Source organism: Acinetobacter sp. UBA1297, from assembly GCF_002307755.1.
GTDB lineage: Bacteria > Pseudomonadota > Gammaproteobacteria > Pseudomonadales > Moraxellaceae > Acinetobacter > Acinetobacter radioresistens.
This window is the reverse complement of record NZ_DBUF01000020.1, coordinates 21239-39456: the sequence shown is the minus strand read 5'-3', so window position 1 is coordinate 39456 and position 18218 is coordinate 21239. Positions and strand designations below refer to the sequence as shown.

The following is an 18218-nucleotide window of genomic DNA, read 5'->3' as shown; positions in this document are numbered from 1 at the left end:
TAAAAAAGCACCTGTCAGGTGCTTTTTTTATCGATACGATTTTTTCTGGCTTCATGTTTAAAACGCTGAGCAGGCCAAGTCATAATGAAACGTGCCCCTCCCAAGTCCGGGCTCTGATCAACCTGTATGGTTCCACCAAACCAGTATGCAATACGACTGACAATAGAAAGGCCCAGTCCATAACCACCTGAAGCACGGGTTCTGCTGTCATCTAGACGAGCAAAGGCTTCAAAAATACGGGCACGGTCTATTTCTGGAATACCTGCTCCATCATCTTCAACACTGACAAAAGCTTTCCCATCTTTATCGATACCACCCGAAATTCGCACCTTATGGTCACAATAACGAACTGCATTACCCACCAGATTTTGTACTACACGATGAAGGTAGCGGCGTTCAGCATCTACCCGGAGATCAGGGGCTGGTGCTAACAACTCAATTTCCTTTTGGGTCTTTAAAGCTTCTGTTTCGGTTGCTACCTGACTCAGCACTTCTACCAGCGGAAGTTCTTCAAACTCAAGCGAAGGTGTCCCCTGTTCCAGTTTGGCATAAGTCATAATTTCATCAATCAGGGTATTCAGTGCTTCAATATCCTTATCGATCATTTCAATCTGTTGCAGACGATATTCATAATCATCTTCTTCTGCCAGCATTTCCATACCGAAGCGAATCCGGGCCACTGGTGTTCTTAGCTCATGTGAAACGGCGCGCATCAACTCACGTTGTGCTTCAATAAGGCGCTGGATATGATCTGACATATTGTTGTAACTGGCTGCCAGATTAGCCATTTCATCATTACCTTCAATAGGTACACGTAATGACAGATCACCAGATTTCATACGGTTTAAAGCATAACGTACCTGACGGATCTTGCGCTCTAGCGGTACAATTAAACCGTAAACTCCCAAGCTTAATAAAAACAGGCTCAGCAAGGTAATGCCACCAGCCAGCTGGAACGGCATCCAGTTAAAGACCGGCACAGGACCAATCACCAGCACTTCAGACGGATTGCTTGGCATTGGTGAAATAATCGTAATATTGGTACCACGCATGGTCGCGCTGTCTTTATAGAGCATAATGCTCTGATCCTGACGCAGCTGCCCGATCTGTTCAGAATCGAGCTGGAGCTCATGCAGGTTTTGAATAGAAATTGGATAAGTAAAGTATTTTTGAATCTTGGCCAGATACTCGCGCTCCTGACCCGGGTAATAAATCAGATAATCTAAAATAAAAATTGGCAAGGCCTTCATTTGACGCTCGCCAATCTTGTCTACTTTGACATAGAGATAATGTTTAGGATCATCTTTTAGCCCAAGAATAATATACGCAGTTGTATTCTTGGCATCATAACGTACTACTGCCTGCAAATTATTGATTCGTTTGCGTTCCGCACGTGACAGCTCTACTTTACTGGCATCAACATAATAGATTGAAAGTTCCAGAAGATCAGAGGCATCCGCAATCCAGTCCAGCTTTTGCTGTTCACTTGGCTGCCGGGAAACCCCCTCACTGATCACATAAGAGATACCATCTGTGAGTGATTCCCGATATTCCTGCGCCCGTTGATAGTTAATGATTTGGACCAGCAGGTAGCCAAATACAGCAACTAAAGCAACCAGAACTACAAGTCCTGCGTATATACGCAGGAATATACTGTGTTTGAACACTCGACCAACCTTGTAAGGAGATGAATTTGTTTAGAAGCAAAAAAACCGCTATATCTTATAGACCATTGGTTTCTTTGACAAACAGATATCCCTTGCTTCGTACAGTTTTAATACGTTTTGGATTTTCTGGATCATCACCGATTTTTGGACGAATACGTGAGATACGTACATCGATTGAACGGTCCTGACCATCATATTCAATACCGCGCAGACGCTCAAAGATATCTTCACGTGATAAGATACGGCCCGCGTTCGAAGCCAGTAACCACAGCAAATCATACTCAGCACTGGTGAAATCAACCAGCTCACCATTGAGAGTGACCGAGCGACCGCCATTGTCAATAACCAGATCATCAAACTCAATACGCTGTGCTACTTCATCTTCTACAGTTTTATCTGTACGACGCAGCAGTGCACGGATACGCGCCAATAGTACTCGTGGCTGAACTGGTTTCGGCACGTAATCATCAGCGCCCATTTCCAGACCCAGTACCTGATCCATGTCTTCAGTACGTGCTGTAAGCATCAGAATCGGTTGATGGTAATGTGGACGCACTTCACGACAAACGGTTAATCCGTCTGCTCCTGGCAACATTACATCAAGTACGACCATATCTGGCTGTTCACTGATGATACGGCGGATTGCACGGTTACCATCCGTTTCCACCCCCACTTCCAACCCGTTACGAATTAAGTATTCCTGGGTCAGACGAGCAAGACGCTCATCATCTTCAACGATTAAAATTTTTGGTAACTTTTCTTCTTGGCTCATGAAATATGCCTCTATGTATATGTTTGTTGGTATCTTTAATGAATCGAAACTCAGTGATACGTCATTAATAATTCGCAATATACACACGTTTACATTGTAAACAAGTAGCTGTTCACCAAACTGATACATGTCAGCATTGTTTTGTAATATTCTTTTAATGCTTGATATCACTAGGCTTTTATATAGATTCTAGTATTTGTCCCGGATTTTAGCTTTTTTTTAACCGATAAAATGTATTTTTATATACAAAAGATTGCATTGTTCAGAAACTGAGTAATTGATTCGTCACTTTTTTAGTTATCCACATAGTTATCTATAAGCATGCTGAACCAGCTTTGTTATGCTATACCTTAGCCAATAAGGCTTATAGCTGAATGACAGAAAATGGGAAAATTTGCTGCGAAGCAAAGGCCTTTTCCAAGAAAAATTTTTACTAAAATGTCAATATTGATATACCCTAAAAATTCCCGTATCTTGTGTCCAATTCAAATATAAACCACTAAGTCTTGTGTTTATCCTGATCAGCTGTCCTGTTTTGCAAACAGATGAATCAGGCTTATTAAACATAACAATAGATGACAATGGAGAGCGACTGAGATGAGCGCAATCACTTCAACCCCAGGTCAACTTCAGGTGATTAAACGCACCGGTGAAGTTGCCGCTTTCGATGCAGAAAAAATCTCTGTTGCGATTGGTAAAGCATTTTTGGCGGTAGAAGGCCAGCAAAGTGCTGACTCTAGTCGCGTCCATGACCGGATTACCCAATTAACTGAAATGGTCATGAATACCTTCAAGCGTCGCTTGCCTTCTGGCGGGACGATTCATATTGAAGAAATTCAGGATCAGGTTGAACTGGCACTTATGCGCACTGGCGAGCAGAAAGTTGCCCGTGCTTATGTTATTTATCGTGAACAGCGTAACCAAGCTCGCCAGCAAACTGGCGCTCATCACCATCCAACACTGCAGATTACTGACAGTAAAGGACAGCTTCAGCCACTGGACATGAGCAAACTTCAAACCACACTGGAAAAAGCTAGTGAAGGTCTGGAAGGTATTGATGTACAGGCAATTATTGATGAAACTGTAAAAAACCTCTACAACGGCGTTAAAGCATCTGATATTGCCACCACCATGATGATGGCAACACGTACCCGTATCGAACAGGAGCCTAACTATACTTATGTTACGGCCCGCCTGTTACGTGATGAACTGGTGGCAACCGGTCTGGCATTTTTGGGACTGTCTGAAGATACACCGGAAAGTGAAGCGCTTGAAGCTTTCTTGAAAAAAGGGGTCGAGCTTGAACTGCTTGATGCCGAGTTGCTGAAATTTGACCTGAAAAAGCTGGCAGCAGCAATTCAGCCAGAACGTTCAAACCAGTTTACCTATTTAGGCCTACAAACCTTATTTGACCGTTATTTCATCCATTCTAATGGGATACGCTTCGAACTGCCGCAACTATTCTTTATGCGCGTTTCTATGGGACTTGCTGTTCAGGAAGATGATCGAGAAGCCCGTGCAATCGAATTTTATAATCTGCTGTCCAGTTTTGACTATATGGCATCTACGCCAACACTATTTAATTCAGGCACCCTGCGTCCACAGCTTTCCAGCTGTTACCTGACCACTATTTCAGATGATCTTTACAATATCTATGGCGCAATGCGTGATAATGCCATGCTGTCAAAATGGGCTGGTGGCCTGGGCAATGACTGGACCCCGGTTCGTGCGCTGAACTCATATATCAAAGGGACTAATGGCAAATCTCAAGGTGTAGTTCCATTCCTTAAAGTTGCAAATGACACTGCAGTTGCAGTTAACCAGGGTGGCAAGCGTAAAGGTGCAGTATGTGCCTATCTTGAAACCTGGCATCTTGATATTGAAGAGTTTCTGGAACTACGTAAAAATACAGGTGATGACCGTCGTCGTACCCATGACATGAACACGGCCAACTGGGTACCTGACCTGTTTATGCAGCGTGTCTTCGAAGATGGTGAATGGACCCTGTTTACTCCTTCTGAAACGCCTGATCTGCATGACCTGACAGGTTCAGCATTTGCGGAGCGTTATGCTTATTATGAGTCTGTTGCCAAAGAACAGAACATGTTGCACAAGAAAATCCGTGCAAAAGACTTATGGCGTAAAATGCTGTCTATGCTGTTTGAAACAGGTCATCCTTGGATTACTTTCAAAGATGTATGTAACCTGCGCTCACCTCAGCAGCATGTGGGTGTGGTTCACTCTTCCAACCTGTGTACTGAAATTACCCTGAATACCAATCAGGATGAAATTGCAGTATGTAACCTCGGTTCTATTAACCTGGTACAGCATGTACAAGGCGGTAAGCTTGACCGCGAGAAACTGGCACGTACCGTAAAAACAGCTGTACGTATGCTCGATAACGTTATCGATATTAACTACTATGCTGTACCACAAGCCAAAAACTCTAACCTGAAACACCGTCCGGTTGGTATGGGTATCATGGGCTTCCAGGATGCCCTGTATGAACTTGGCATGGCTTACGGTTCAGATGCAGCAGTTGAATTTGCTGATGAATCTATGGAAGTGATCAGTTACTACGCCATTCAGACTTCAAGTGATCTTGCAGTTGAGCGTGGTGCTTATTCAACCTTCAAAGGGTCGCTATGGGATCAAGGAATCTTACCAATTGACTCTCTGGAAATTGTAGCAAAATCCCGCCCGGACCGTATGTTTGAAGTGGACCGTACCCAACGTCTGGACTGGAATACTCTACGTACTAAAGTGCAGAAAGACGGTATGCGCAACTCGAATGTAATGGCGATTGCACCGACTGCAACCATTTCTAATATTTGTGGTGTTTCGCAATCAATTGAGCCAACCTTCCAGAACCTGTATGTGAAATCAAACCTGTCTGGTGAGTTTACAGTGATTAACCCGTATCTGGTACGTGCCCTGAAAGAACGCGGCCTGTGGGATTCGGTAATGGTAAATGACCTGAAACACTTTGAAGGTTCTGCACAGAAGATTGCCCGTATTCCAGATGAGTTAAAAGCTATTTTTGCTACAGCATTTGAAGTTGAGCCACGCTGGATTGTAGATGCTGCTTCACGACGCCAGAAATGGATCGATCAGGCCCAGTCCCTGAACCTGTATATTGCAGGTGCCAATGGCAAGAAACTTGATCTAACCTATAAAATGGCATGGTTGCGTGGCCTGAAAACAACCTATTATCTGCGAGCGCTTGGTGCTACTTCAGCCGAGAAATCAACTATCAACACTGGTGCATTAAATGCTGTTAAAGCCACAGCAGCGGCTCCAGTAGCTGCAGCTCCTGTGGTAGAAACCAAACCGGAAACTGTAGCTGAAGAAGACGGTTTTGCTCAAGCTGCGCCGGTGCCTATGGCATGTTCGATTGATAATCCTGACTGTGAAGCTTGTCAGTAATTGATGAGCTAAGGCCTTTGTCCTTATCCTGGAAGTAATAATATGTTTAAGGATAAGGATGGAGAGCCAAAAATAAATTTGTAAAGTAAAGGAAATGATCATGCCTCATATGACTCATAACTATGTGTTAGGACTCGCGGTTCTGGTTTTTTCCTTTATTTTTTTCTACGTACCGATGGTATATGCCTTTATTAAAATCCGGGCACAACAGCGTAACCAAAATAAGTAAGATCAATGCAGCTTAATGACTAAAAATAGAGCAGCAATTGGTAAAACTTAATTTTGCTTACACAGAATGAGCGTATAGTAGTGACATCTTCGTATGTGAGATGTCAGATAAAGATATAAGCAACGAAGAGAGAACTATTATGTCTATCCTAAGTTGGGACGATTTCGAAGATGATTCGCAAAAACCGGCTGCTCCAGCACAGCAGCCTGCGCCCGTCGAACCGCAAAAAGCGGCTCATACGCAAGTGGTATCTGATGCAAAGCCATCACCGCAGAATGCGGCTTATGGACAATCCGCTGGAACCGGTCAGCTGCGACCAGCAGATTCAACCGATACGCTGGCTCGAGCATCTGAATCCTTAAATCATTTGGATGTTGCGCCTGGGCTTGAAGAGCTGGAAATGGGTGCGCAGCGTGTACAGGTTGATGATAAAGCCATGATCAACTGTCGTGCTGATTTAAACCAGCTTGTTCCATTCAAATATGAGTGGGCATGGCAAAAGTATCTGGATGGATGTGCCAACCACTGGATGCCGCAAGAAGTTAACATGAATCATGATATTGCGCTCTGGAAGTCTGAAAACGGCTTGACTGAAGATGAGCGTACTATTGTCATGCGTTCACTCGGTTTCTTCTCGACTGCCGATTCACTGGTCGCAAATAACCTGGTACTGGCAATTTACCGTCATATTACCAACCCGGAATGCCGTCAATATATTCTGCGTCAGGCATTTGAAGAGGCAATTCATACCCATGCTTACCAGTATTGTATCGAGTCGTTGGGAATGGATGAAGGCGAAGTCTTCAATATGTACCGTGAAGTACCGTCAGTAGCACGTAAGGCGGCGTGGGGACTGAAATATACCCAGTCTTTAAGTGATCCGACTTTTAAAACGGGCACTCCGGAAAATGACCAGATTCTGCTACGTAACCTGATTGCCTTTTATTGTGTTCTTGAAGGTATTTTCTTTTACTGTGGCTTTACCCAGATTTTATCAATGGGCCGCCGTAATAAAATGAATGGTGTAGCTGAACAGTTCCAGTACATCTTGCGTGATGAGTCAATGCATTTGAATTTCGGGATCGATATGATCAACCAGATCAAAATCGAAAATCCACACCTATGGACTGCGGAGTTCCAGCAAGAAATCATTCAGATGATTTTAGAAGGCACTATGCTTGAGATTGAGTATGCACGGGATACCATGCCACGTGGAGTACTTGGTATGAATGCAGCAATGATGGAAGAGTATCTCAAATTTATCTGTAATCGCCGTTTAAACCAGTTGGGCCTGCCTGAGCAGTTTGCTGGTGTAAATAATCCATTCCAGTGGATGTCTGAGATGATGGACTTGCGTAAAGAAAAGAACTTCTTTGAAACACGCGTAACTGATTATCAGACGGGTGGCGCATTAAGCTGGTAAAAGTAGCTTAATGTAAAACAACATATCAGATGTTATTTTCATTATATATATTTTATTAGTAAAGATAGAGCTTTAGGGCTCTATCTCTATATCAACTCTATCAAATTAGTAATAAAAATTTAAAATAAAGATTTATTTAATATTTTTAAAGATTATTTATATTTGAAAAATTAATATCTAACTTAGTTTAAGTAGTAAAAGCAACCAGCTTATAAATAAAAATTATATTTTATAAAAGTTATTAAATCAGTTTAAACCTTATTTTTAAATATTTCTAATATCTAATATAAACTTTCATTTAGCAGTTTTCAGATGATTTAAAATCCGAAATATAAGAATCCTGAATAGCTTCAATACAGTTTTTAATAATGACATCACTCCCCTTTTTCCAAATTAATTTAACTTCAGATTGATTATTCTTATCGTTTATAGAAAGCAACTTTACATTCTGTGGAAGAACGCTAGCAAACTCCTCAGGGACAATACAAATCCCAAAATCCTTTGCAACTAAATCCAGTTGGGACAACTTTCGTGAAGTTATTCTTGATTTTTTTTGAGAAAAACCATTGCTTAAGCAAAGATTAGAGGCTAAGTAGCTCAGTCCTCCTCGTTCAGAATGGGGGGTAGAAACAAACTCTAATTCCTTTAAATCTCTGATATAAACACTGGTTTTGTCTCTAAAATTCTGATTAGAAGCAGAAACTGCTACATATAAAGGGGCTTCATATAAACTTATAGAAGCTATTTCATCTAAATTATGATGAACAGGCGGTCGAATAAAACCGATATCAATATTACCGCTAAGAATTGCTTTAATTTGATCCTCAGATGAAATAGTATTAATTTCTATATTAATTTTATATTTTCCGCATAACTCATCTAAAATCTGCAACTTTTTTTGATCAAAGATAATGCTGCTAGAGTGGCTGATTTTTATACTTCTGTCTTCTCCCTCGCTAATTCTCTTTGCCAGTTCAATTGAATTATTAAAATTCTCAAGATGATTCTTTAAACTTTTATAAAGAACTAATCCAGCAGGGGTCAATTTAATTTTTTTTTCGGATCTATCAAAAACACAAAAACCTATTTCATCTTCCAGATTTTTTATTTGTCTGCTTAAAGCTGACTGAGCAATAAAAAGTTTTTCGGAAGCAGCATTAAAGCTGCCTTCTTCAACAATACTGATCAGATAATTACATTGTTTAAAAGTTAACATATCTCAAAAATAGATAGATGAGTAATATTTCTATATTAGATTAGATCATTAAATTAATATATCTTTTCTTTAACAGAATTGAATAGGGTTAAATTTAACATGATTATTAATAAAAAAATTATCTTATTTATGACTATAATAGCTATATGTCTAGCAGCCCAGTCTTATGATAAGTACACTAAAAACATTTCCAAATCAGCTTTAGAGACTATAGATTTATTAACCGATTAATTTTTATTTTATATAATATTAGTAAATTATTTTATTTAACATCCCTTCAAATTTTAATATTTAATTCAATATTAAATTATATTTAAATCAAGCTTAGTTTTATCTAATTATTAAAAACCAAATTAAAACCTTTATATTAGGGTAAAATTTCATTTATTCTATTATTTTTTTAAAACATCTCTGAACTTTAAATTAAAATTTAAATATAGCTAGTTCTTCTAATATTTTACTTTAAAAGGAAACTCTTATTTATGAGTATTAAATATCTATCTATTATATACACCATAAAAAAGGGCTATTTGCCCCTTTTTACTTGTCTTTTGAATATTTTTAATCTTCAGACAAAAGTCTGGTTAGAATTTATAACGCAAGCTTAGTGTTGCATTACGTGGCGCACCATAATTCATACTGCTCTCGCCGATCCCTTCATAATAAACTTTATCAAATAAGTTATCGATATTGAGCTGAACCTTGATATTCGGGTCAACCTGATAACCCAGCATAAGACTCGCCAACCAGATATTACCTTGGTCAATTCGCCAGTTATCCTTTTTTGTTAATGAATAAGTTTTACTTCGATAATCCACTCCTGCTCCAGCACTCCATTTATCTTGGCTATATTTAACAAACAGATTTGAGGTAGTACGGGAATTATTGGGATTTACCTTCTCACCTTTAGCATCTCGTGCTTCAAAGTTGGCGATACCAAAGTTAAGACTCCATTGATCATTAATTTCGCCATCAACCTCTAGCTCTACCCCTTTACTGACGACTCCATCAATACTTCGGTAAGCCTGTTCAGAGGTCTTAACGCCATCAACAATTACATATCCATCCGTAATTTTCTCGGCAAAGTTATCTTGCTCTATTCTAAAGACAGATAAAGCTGTATTTAAACGGCCATCAAAAAATTCACTTTTAATACCCGTTTCATAGTTTTTACCAACAGCCGGGTCTAAATAACCACCATCTATATCACGACGGTTTTCCGATTTAAAAATATCGGTATAACTGGCATACCAGGAATGATCTGCTGCAAAGTCATATATGACTCCGACATAAGGAGTAACCTGATTGTCGAATTTACGCGTTCCCTTGCCATCACTTGATTCAAATTCCCAGTTTGACAGCCGTACCCCTGTCACAACTTTAAGAGGGTCAAGCACATGAAATTTACCAGCAATATAAACACCGCTTTGAGTAGTCTTGTTTAATGCCAGTCTTTTCGGGTTAGTAATCGGAGTCAGCAACTCCGTATTCATATTGGAAAAATCCAGCTCATTAGGGGTATTGATGTCCAGATCATTTGTACCTTCTTTTTTTCCCTGAATCGTTCCATATTTATTGGTAAGAAGCTCATTCTGGTTCCATGAAGCACCAGTTACAATTTCCTGCTGGCGTCCAGCCCAGGTAAACGGCGCAGTAATATAAATATCGACATTATTTTCATCATTTCTCTGTTCAGAAGAATAAACAGAAATAGCCCCCAAACTTTTATGAATGTTTTTATCTACATTACCATCGACATAAAGCAGAGCTGTATCTTTGTCATCCCGACGATAAGAATAACCTATATGTAAATCGACATCATTAAACAGGTTATGTTGGAGTGAGGCAAATATGGCCTTTGAGTCGACATCCCAATAGGTCCAGTCTGAACTGACGGTTAGGGAGCGGTCAAATTTGGTTCGGGTACCATCATTATAAAAGGCCGGTAGCCCTCCCCAGCGAATTCCATCACGTTCTAATTGCTGGTACATGGCGGCAAACGATAAACTGGTCCGATCGGACAGATCGTAGCCCAGTGCTCCATAAGCAATATTGCGCTCTTTTGAATAAAAATCCATAAAGGAATTTTCTTGTAAATGTTTCACAAAGACCCGACCGCGTAATGAACCATCTTCATTTAAAGCATTTGAAAAATCTGCCGAGCTAGAGTAGCTATCCCATGAACCGGCTGATGCAGTCAGGTTACCTGTCAGTTCTTTTGCATTAGCATGTTTGCGGATCAGATTAAGCCCGATTGCCGGATTTCCAGCTCCCGTCATTAAACCATTTGCCCCTTTAACTACCTCTACCCGGTCATAAATACTTAAATCCGGATCACCTTCAGCCAGTGTTAAGGTACTTGGCAAGCCATCGACCAGATAATAATCGACCTGGAAACCACGTGCATAATAACTCTGGCGTTCATCGGTACGTGAAGCTGTTACCCCCGTAATATGGCTCATGAGTTCCTGAAAAGACTCAATATTCCGGTCATCCAGATAGGCCCGTGTATAGACCTTAACTGTCTGTGGCGTGTCTCGTAAAGATAGATCCAGCTTGGTCGCTGTACTTGCACTTTTAGCCGTATAGCTTCCGGAGTTTTCTGTGACTGCCTGTGGCTGCTCTGCTGTTAAAGTAATGGTTTGAAGCTGCTGTACATTATCAGAATGACTTGTTTCATTTTTCTGATCCGTTTCTGCTGCAAAGGTAGTTTGTATCAGTAAAGCAGTGGAAGCAAACAGAATAATCCGTACTGCCAAAAATAAAGGTTTAGGCGTAGAGTTTAATGGTCTAGACATACGAGTTAAGCCAAAAATAGTTGTCGTCAATAATTCCCTTAATGAATTGATATAGTCTCCCTCATCTTTTTATTGAGGTTAGACTTTTATAGGGCGCTGGCTGCAACTCGCCTTAGCCTTGCATAGTACGGTTCTTCTTTCAAAGTCCACTAAAGTCAATTTTTTAAAGCAAGGTATATCAATTCAATCGCGGCAGAATCTTAACATGAAGTATACCTGAATGATACTAATTATCATTTTTATCATCATTATCTTATTTTTAGAATTTAAATATAATTGTTCAGATATTAAAATCATTTCTAAAAATTTAATTTAAACAAATTATTAGCTTCTTTTTCCTATTAGAAAGCGGTACAAATTTATAAAAGATTCATCAGATTTTAATTTCTATAATTTTACTCAATCCAGTGTTTGACTATTTTTATCAGTTATTTATTTTTGCACAGGTTCAGTTCTGCTCTTCCTATTTTTGCTTAAGATTTTCGATATGCAGCCGGTCAGTTTTCCAGCCTTTTTCTAGTATTTCTTTTTCTAGACGATATTTAATGCGTTTGAGTTTCATTGCCGGAATCACAACCTGCTGAAACTGTTTGACGTAATCTGTCCATGCTTTTCCCTGTAATACATTAGCTGGCATGGGTGTTTTGAAAGTACTCTGGGGGGTAAAAACTATAATTGAATGCAAATACTCAGGCTCAACTACATCTTTAAGCACTGACTCCAATACCTTAATGTGCTTGTAGTTCTGATATAACGGATTTTGAAACTTAAAAGATTTTTTATATATTTTCTGTGTCCAGTATTTCTGGCGTTCTCCGCCAAAGATCCATCCTTGATAATTTTTAGTTTCTATAATAAATATACCATAGGGACTTAATAGAATATGATCAATTTGAGTAGTACCGGTCTGCTCATCAGGTAGCGTACAGTCATTTAGCATAATATACTCTTCACTCAAGTATTTTTTAGCATGTACCTTCACTGTGAATTCGCCCAGTTTACCTTTAAATTTAGGAGAGGAAACCCAAGCAATCAGGCCGATTACAGCCACTATAATTATAAAATTAAATAACATTTTCCTTATCCCCAGTTGTTTAGCTATAAATATGTTATGAAGTAGAATTCAAGGTTCTATCAAGCTTTTCAAACTCATTCAGCGCTATTATGATTTAATATGCAGTGTTCAAGGAAATAAATTATATTGGCTCAGAGATCAGAACTTTATATTTCAGTCGATATTGAAGCGTCTGGCCCTATACCTGGTATTTATAGCCTGCTTTCCATTGGCGCATGTAATATTGATCATCCTGAACAGAACTTTCAATGTGAAATCAAGCCATTAAATAGAAATGCAATACCGGAAGCATTAAATGTCTGTGGACTTTCATTAGAGAGCTTACAGCAAACCGGTCTGGAACCAGTTCAGGCTATGCAAATGTTTGATCAGTGGCTTAGCTCACTTGTAAGAGATCAACGACTGGTCTTTGTAGGTTTAAATGCCGGATTTGACTGGTCGTTTATTAACTATTATTTCTGGGCATTTTTAGGGCATAACCCATTTGGAATCAGCGCGCTGGATATTAAGTCTTATTTTATGGCTGCCCAGCACTGTAAATGGTCAGAAACCAGTTCACGGCATATGGACCGGCTATTACATCCAAAGCTAAGTAAAAATCACAATGCTCTAGATGATGCTTTATATCAGGCAGAGCTGTTTAGGCTAATACAGGGTCAGCAGTTAAAGATGAACCGTCCGCTTGGCTAACTCAGCAAATCAACGCCTTAAAGCTGGATATTCTTTTCCAGGTTCAGCAGAATTGTTTTATTATCCAGTCCACCCGCAAAACCAGTTAATGCACCACTAGCTCCTATTACCCGATGACAAGGTGCAATTATTGAAATCGGATTACGACCATTTGCAGCACCTACGGCGCGCATCGCCTTAGGTCGACCAATCGCTTGAGCAATCTGCCCATAACTACGGGTCTGTCCATAAGGAATTTTTAACAGTTCGGTCCAGACCAGTTTCTGAAACTCTGTTCCGGCAAAGTCTAGCGGTATGTCAAATCGCTGCCGGTTTCCCTCAAAGTATTCTTCAAGCTGCTGGCGTACCTGAAGCAAAACCGGATGCTCCGGCTCAACCACCAGTTCTGCCAGCTGAATACGTTTAGGTTGCTCATTTTCCCAAAGAACGGCTACCAGTGCTTTCTCGTTTGCGATCAGCCTTAAACGGCCCACTGGAGAATCCATATACTGCATTGCAAGTTTCATATTTTTTTACCTGCCTCTAATTGCTTGAAGATAATTTCATCAGAACCAATCCAGATACAATCAGTACTGCTGCCAGCATTCGCATTGCTCCTGCCGGTTCATTTAAAATAAAAATCCCCAGTAAAAAAGAACCGATTGCGCCTATTCCTGTCCAGACAGTATAAGCTGTACCTAGAGGTAAAGTCCGCATCGAAATAGAGAGCAGCACTACACTCAGTATCATAAAAACAATCGTAATTACGCTTGGGCCTAAGCGAGTAAAGCCTTCTGAAAGCTTCATTGAGTAAGCCCAAACTACTTCAAAAAGACCTGCTAAGAGTAATAGTAACCATGCCATCCGGTCTTTTCCTTTCTCGTCAGGCCGTCCTGACAATTTTTCCACTATGGGGAGGCCGTTCCTCCTGAAACTTTGATTATTTTAACTGAGCTTTTCCAGATAAACAGTAGCTCAATACAAAGGTATCTTTTGCTCAGATTCCATTCATTTAAATTTAAAATCTCTTGAGCTTTAAGTAAACCCTAAAAATAGTGTTACAGCAGATGGGGAAAAATTTATAAAGTTATGCACAAAAGCCAAACTTCACTTCCAGATAAGTATATAGCTTTAAAAAAGCCTTGTTCTACAGGCTGTAGCTATAAATTAGACAGTTCAAATTTTAGACACTGGCTAATAAAAATACTTGCTTTTGGAGTGATTAAGTCAATAAAAAAGGATTCAGTTGAATCCTTTTTATACTTTTTTTGTCTAATTAATAAGCAATTGATAGTTAATTGTTTATAGTTCACCCAAGTTATCCCTAGCGTTATCAACAAGGATATCCATAGAGTTATAAACAAAGTTATCCACAGACCTTATCGAGTTATTTAAAATAGCTTAAACTTCTACACTGCCTACTTTATTCAGTTCAGCCCGCATCTCATCAATGACATTTTTATAATCTGGTTTTCCAAAAATGGCTGAACCTGCTACAAACATATCTGCACCTGCTTCAGCAATTTCACGAATATTGGCAGGTCCTACGCCACCATCTACCTCTAAACGGATATCACGGCCACTTGCGTCAATAATCTTGCGTACCTGACGTAGTTTTTCTAAAGTCATTGGAATAAATTTCTGGCCGCCGAACCCTGGGTTTACACTCATCAACAGAATCTGGTCTACCTTATCCAATACATAGTCCAGATAATGCAATGGAGTTGCCGGGTTAAACACCAGCCCAGCTTGCGCTCCGCCAGATTTGATCAGTTGTAAAGAACGGTCAATATGGTCAGATGCTTCTGGATGAAAGGTAATAATGTCCGCCCCTGCGTCCAGAAAGTCACCAATTATGCGATCAACTGGTGAAACCATCAGATGTACATCAATGGGTGCCTGAATACCATATTTTTTGAGCGCCTTGCATACACCAGCCCCAAAAGTAAGATTAGGCACATAATGATTATCCATTACATCGAAATGAACTACATCAGCACCGGCTGCCAATACTTTTTCCACATCTTCACCGAGACGGGCAAAATCTGCAGATAAAATTGAAGGTGCAATTAGATAGGGCTTGGACATCGGAGGACCTGGCTTGAGAAATTGACTATTGTATTATTATAGCAAAAAGCTCCTGATTACTGGGCACTAAAGCATAAATGCGATCCCTATTGAAATAGATATTAAAATTTTGAGGAAGTACTTTGAGTAAAACTCTGCTACAGTATGCTTGTTATTGAGAATGAGAAGCAACATGAATAGTCGCACAGAAATTGATACTCAAGATGCTGGTCGTATAGCTAAACGTCTGGTAAATCACTGGAAACACAAGTTTGAAATTGAAGAGCATGGCACAGCTTTTACAATTGTTATGCCAGATGCAAAAGTCATTTTAACCCCTGAAACTGAACAGTTAGCTGTTCAGGTAGAAAGTCAACGTGCCGAAGATGAGCATCAACGTCTGGAAAAAGTCGTTATTGATCATCTGAATCGCATGGCACAACAGGAATTTCAGGCAAAATGGCGAGCATACTAGAAGTATGCTCTGTATCATTCAAGCTTATTTCTCTTCCAGCTGGATGGCATGAAACTGTAAGTGGTCATCCATAAAGCTTTGAATAAAATAGTAACCATGATCATAGCCAGTATGCTGGCGCAAGCGTAGTGGCTGGCTTGCCTGTTTGCAGGCCTGTGCAAACAGTTCAGGATGGAGCTGGTCATAGAATTGGTCATCCAGCCCCTGATCAATCAGGATTTCAGGAAATAAGGTACCTTTTTGTGTCATCAACTGTACAGCGTCGTGTTTAGTCCACTGCTGGCGGTCTTCACCCAAGTAATGTCGAAATGCTTTTTCTCCCCACGGACACTGACTCGGTGCGCAGATTGGTGCAAATGCGGATACCGATTTAAACTTTTCCGGATATTTAAATGCTAGCGTCAAGGCACCATGGCCACCCATAGAATGTCCGAATATCCCGACTTTATCGGTCTGCACTGGAAAGTTTTTCAGAATTGCCGGATAAAGCTCATCTGTCACATAACTTTCCATCTGGTAATGTTCAGACCATGGCTCTGCACAGGCATTAATATAAAAGCCAGCGCCCTGGCCTAAGTCCCAACTGTCTCCCTGGGCAACATTTTCCCCTCTTGGCGAAGTATCAGGAGAGACCAGAATTAGTCCGAGCTGGGCAGCAAGTCGCTGGGCGTGGGCTTTAATTGCAAAGGTTTCTTCGGTACAGGTTAAGCCTGCCAGATAAAATAAAGTGGTGCAGGGTTCATCCAGCAGCGCCTGAGGTGGCAAAAAAATACTAAAACGGCTCTCACCCTTCAGATATTTTGAAGTCCACTGATAAATACGCTGTTCACCATCAAAGCAACGATTGGTCTGCAATAGTTCCATATTCTTATTCCTTTTATTTTCCTGCCCTTTCGAGCTGAGCAGACTGGGATACAGCTAATGATAAATTAGGCTGATTTGCTGTGGTAGCCGGGAACAGGCGCTGTTCCAGTTGAGGCAACATCAGTTCCATATTTTTGCCGATGACCCACTGAGGCTCAGAAGGATCAAAACCTTGAGCATTCTCCCAAGTCGCTACCGTACTGCGTGCCTGTTCAAAAGCCGTTTTTAAGGAAGACTGTTCACGCATAGCCTGATCAAAGAAAGCCCGCCCAAAATAAGTATAGTCAGCTTCATTGGAGCAGCCAAATGAAGCACGGTCAGCAGCAGAAGCTGTGATAATTAAAGTGTTGGCAGACTGCAAGGCCGGTATAAAACTGCCAGAATAGCAGGCAGAAATTACAATTACACGCCAGCGGATACCGGAACGGTCCAATGCTTCACGTAGCCATTTTGGATCAACCTGATCCAGCTCTAAAGGCGCATTTTCAATTTCAAACTGATTTTGCAGCCCGTGTGAAGTCATATATAAAAATAGCACATCACTTTCACGGTTCATTTGCTGCCCGATACGGCGTAGCGCCAGATTAATACTGGTTCTAGAGGCAATAGGTATTTCGGTACGGGTTTGTGGGTTATTAATTAGCATTACCGAACGGCCGAATGTTCCAAAACGGGTATCAAACTGTTCCCTAATCCGTTTTACTTCAGATTTAAAAACATCCTGATAGCTAGCACCAGCGACACCCAAGAAATACCAGTGCGTTTGAGCAAACTCACCATACTCCACATCTTCCAGAGTACGATTCAGTATTTGACTCTGCTTATAGAAAGCCTCTTCAGAAAATGATGGCGGGACACTTTCTACTTTCCAGATTGGCTGGTCTTTAACTGACATCTGCCATACGACCAATGTAATAAATGTCGCCAGCATGATCAGGGCAAATTCCCACCACGGCCATTTTAGTTCACGACCAAATACCCAGACCACAGCCATACTCTGCCAGACAAACAGCACCATAAACAGGATGGGCAAATAGTCATAAATTGCATAAGGTAAATAATCAAGTTGCCCCAGATACTGAATCAGGCTTTGCAATAGCGCAATATGCGTATCCAGAATCAGCCATAAGATAGTCGGCACCAGCATTAATCGTGGATTATTGGTACGCTGTGACAGGAATATGCCGACAATTAAGGCCAGAAAAGGCCATAAGGCATAACTCACCAGTCCTTGAGAATTAAACTCGCCAGTTTCACCAGCAGTCAGCCAGCTAAATAAAGTATTGGCCAGCCCTCCCAGTACGCCCCAGACAATAAACTGAAGGATTGAAGGCCGCACAGCAGCCAGTGCGCGACGAGAACCTAAAAATAACCACATCCCGGCAATCTGATTGCTTTGAAAATCATGCCAAAAATTAATCGATGGTTTGAGGTTAATCATAGGATGTCTGGGAAAATGATATTTTTTTAAAGGCCTAAACAGTTTAGGCCTGAGATAGAATTTAGCAATGCCACTTTCTAACTATATAACAAAACT

15 protein-coding genes are annotated in these 18218 nt (G+C 40.5%); 5 read left to right on the top strand and 10 right to left on the bottom strand.

The genetic code is table 11. The features are described from left to right. Positions 1 to 14 precede the first annotated feature (14 nt). Positions 15 to 1667, bottom strand: a complete 1653-nt coding sequence (gene bfmS, locus B3R63_RS08825) for a sensor histidine kinase BfmS (protein ID WP_034685885.1) — start codon at positions 1665 to 1667, stop codon at positions 15 to 17. 55 nt (positions 1668 to 1722) lie between these two features. Beyond that, the gene (bfmR, locus tag B3R63_RS08820; protein ID WP_005018641.1) at positions 1723 to 2439 is read right to left on the bottom strand and encodes a response regulator transcription factor BfmR; all 717 of its coding nucleotides are present in this window, start codon (positions 2437 to 2439) and stop codon (positions 1723 to 1725) included. 597 nt (positions 2440 to 3036) lie between these two features. Here bfmR and B3R63_RS08815 point away from each other — a divergent pair. From B3R63_RS08815 to B3R63_RS08805, 3 genes are all read left to right on the top strand, one after another. After that, positions 3037 to 5865, top strand: coding sequence for a ribonucleoside-diphosphate reductase subunit alpha (locus tag B3R63_RS08815; RefSeq protein ID WP_286729849.1), 2829 nt, complete (start codon positions 3037 to 3039; stop codon positions 5863 to 5865). Between the two features lie 100 nt (positions 5866 to 5965). Beyond that, the gene (locus B3R63_RS08810; protein WP_005018611.1) at positions 5966 to 6094 is read left to right on the top strand and encodes a hypothetical protein; all 129 of its coding nucleotides are present in this window, start codon (positions 5966 to 5968) and stop codon (positions 6092 to 6094) included. 139 nt (positions 6095 to 6233) lie between these two features. Then, the gene (locus B3R63_RS08805; protein WP_005027688.1) at positions 6234 to 7517 is read left to right on the top strand and encodes a ribonucleotide-diphosphate reductase subunit beta; all 1284 of its coding nucleotides are present in this window, start codon (positions 6234 to 6236) and stop codon (positions 7515 to 7517) included. 298 nt (positions 7518 to 7815) lie between these two features. On the opposite strand, the gene B3R63_RS08800 is transcribed toward B3R63_RS08805, so the two are convergent. The 3 genes from B3R63_RS08800 to B3R63_RS08790 form a co-directional block, all read right to left on the bottom strand. Next, positions 7816 to 8733 carry a LysR family transcriptional regulator gene (locus tag B3R63_RS08800; RefSeq protein WP_005018609.1) on the bottom strand — a complete coding sequence of 306 codons (918 nt, stop codon included), beginning with the start codon at positions 8731 to 8733 and terminating at the stop codon, positions 7816 to 7818. Positions 8734 to 9317: 584 nt separating this feature from the next. After that, a complete protein-coding gene (locus B3R63_RS08795) occupies positions 9318 to 11531 on the bottom strand; it encodes a TonB-dependent siderophore receptor (RefSeq protein WP_286729846.1) in 2214 nt (737 codons plus the stop codon). Positions 11532 to 11994: 463 nt separating this feature from the next. After that, positions 11995 to 12606 carry a nuclease-related domain-containing protein gene (locus B3R63_RS08790; RefSeq protein ID WP_286729844.1) on the bottom strand — a complete coding sequence of 204 codons (612 nt, stop codon included), beginning with the start codon at positions 12604 to 12606 and terminating at the stop codon, positions 11995 to 11997. A gap of 126 nt (positions 12607 to 12732) precedes the next feature. On the opposite strand from B3R63_RS08790, the gene B3R63_RS08785 reads away from it, so the two are divergent. Continuing rightward, complete coding sequence (locus tag B3R63_RS08785; RefSeq protein WP_286729842.1) at positions 12733 to 13296, top strand: 3'-5' exonuclease; 564 nt, start codon at positions 12733 to 12735, stop codon at positions 13294 to 13296. A 17-nt stretch (positions 13297 to 13313) separates the two neighbouring features. On the opposite strand, the gene B3R63_RS08780 is transcribed toward B3R63_RS08785, so the two are convergent. From B3R63_RS08780 to rpe, 3 genes are all read right to left on the bottom strand, one after another. Beyond that, complete coding sequence (locus tag B3R63_RS08780) at positions 13314 to 13802, bottom strand: methylated-DNA--[protein]-cysteine S-methyltransferase (protein ID WP_005018605.1); 489 nt, start codon at positions 13800 to 13802, stop codon at positions 13314 to 13316. Positions 13803 to 13818: 16 nt separating this feature from the next. Further along, positions 13819 to 14139, bottom strand: coding sequence for a DMT family transporter (locus B3R63_RS08775; RefSeq protein ID WP_005018603.1), 321 nt, complete (start codon positions 14137 to 14139; stop codon positions 13819 to 13821). 537 nt (positions 14140 to 14676) lie between these two features. Next, on the bottom strand, positions 14677 to 15363 hold the full coding sequence (gene rpe, locus B3R63_RS08770; RefSeq protein ID WP_005406768.1) for a ribulose-phosphate 3-epimerase: 687 nt from the start codon (positions 15361 to 15363) through the stop codon (positions 14677 to 14679). 172 nt (positions 15364 to 15535) lie between these two features. On the opposite strand from rpe, the gene B3R63_RS08765 reads away from it, so the two are divergent. After that, entirely contained in the window at positions 15536 to 15817 is a 282-nt protein-coding gene (locus B3R63_RS08765) for a DUF2218 domain-containing protein (RefSeq protein WP_151828888.1), read from the top strand. Between the two features lie 24 nt (positions 15818 to 15841). On the opposite strand, the gene fghA is transcribed toward B3R63_RS08765, so the two are convergent. After that, positions 15842 to 16681, bottom strand: a complete 840-nt coding sequence (gene fghA / locus B3R63_RS08760) for an S-formylglutathione hydrolase (RefSeq protein ID WP_005406862.1) — start codon at positions 16679 to 16681, stop codon at positions 15842 to 15844. Positions 16682 to 16694: 13 nt separating this feature from the next. Further along, positions 16695 to 18122 carry a C13 family peptidase gene (locus tag B3R63_RS08755; RefSeq protein WP_005404877.1) on the bottom strand — a complete coding sequence of 476 codons (1428 nt, stop codon included), beginning with the start codon at positions 18120 to 18122 and terminating at the stop codon, positions 16695 to 16697. Between the last annotated feature and the right edge of the window lie 96 nt (positions 18123 to 18218).

What these genes read in the sequence shown, in the direction of transcription:
- bfmR (WP_005018641.1), bottom strand. Translation starts at nt 2,439, where the DNA reads ATGAGCCAAGAAGAAAAGTTACCAAAAATTTTAATCGTTGAAGATGAT.
- B3R63_RS08815 (WP_286729849.1), top strand. Translation starts at nt 3,037, where the DNA reads ATGAGCGCAATCACTTCAACCCCAGGTCAACTTCAGGTGATTAAACGC.
- B3R63_RS08810 (WP_005018611.1), top strand. Translation starts at nt 5,966, where the DNA reads ATGCCTCATATGACTCATAACTATGTGTTAGGACTCGCGGTTCTGGTT.
- B3R63_RS08805 (WP_005027688.1), top strand. Translation starts at nt 6,234, where the DNA reads ATGTCTATCCTAAGTTGGGACGATTTCGAAGATGATTCGCAAAAACCG.
- B3R63_RS08800 (WP_005018609.1), bottom strand. Translation starts at nt 8,733, where the DNA reads ATGTTAACTTTTAAACAATGTAATTATCTGATCAGTATTGTTGAAGAA.
- B3R63_RS08795 (WP_286729846.1), bottom strand. Translation starts at nt 11,531, where the DNA reads ATGTCTAGACCATTAAACTCTACGCCTAAACCTTTATTTTTGGCAGTA.
- B3R63_RS08790 (WP_286729844.1), bottom strand. Translation starts at nt 12,606, where the DNA reads ATGTTATTTAATTTTATAATTATAGTGGCTGTAATCGGCCTGATTGCT.
- B3R63_RS08780 (WP_005018605.1), bottom strand. Translation starts at nt 13,802, where the DNA reads ATGAAACTTGCAATGCAGTATATGGATTCTCCAGTGGGCCGTTTAAGG.
- B3R63_RS08775 (WP_005018603.1), bottom strand. Translation starts at nt 14,139, where the DNA reads ATGGCATGGTTACTATTACTCTTAGCAGGTCTTTTTGAAGTAGTTTGG.
- rpe (WP_005406768.1), bottom strand. Translation starts at nt 15,363, where the DNA reads ATGTCCAAGCCCTATCTAATTGCACCTTCAATTTTATCTGCAGATTTT.
- B3R63_RS08765 (WP_151828888.1), top strand. Translation starts at nt 15,536, where the DNA reads ATGAATAGTCGCACAGAAATTGATACTCAAGATGCTGGTCGTATAGCT.
- fghA (WP_005406862.1), bottom strand. Translation starts at nt 16,681, where the DNA reads ATGGAACTATTGCAGACCAATCGTTGCTTTGATGGTGAACAGCGTATT.
- B3R63_RS08755 (WP_005404877.1), bottom strand. Translation starts at nt 18,122, where the DNA reads ATGATTAACCTCAAACCATCGATTAATTTTTGGCATGATTTTCAAAGC.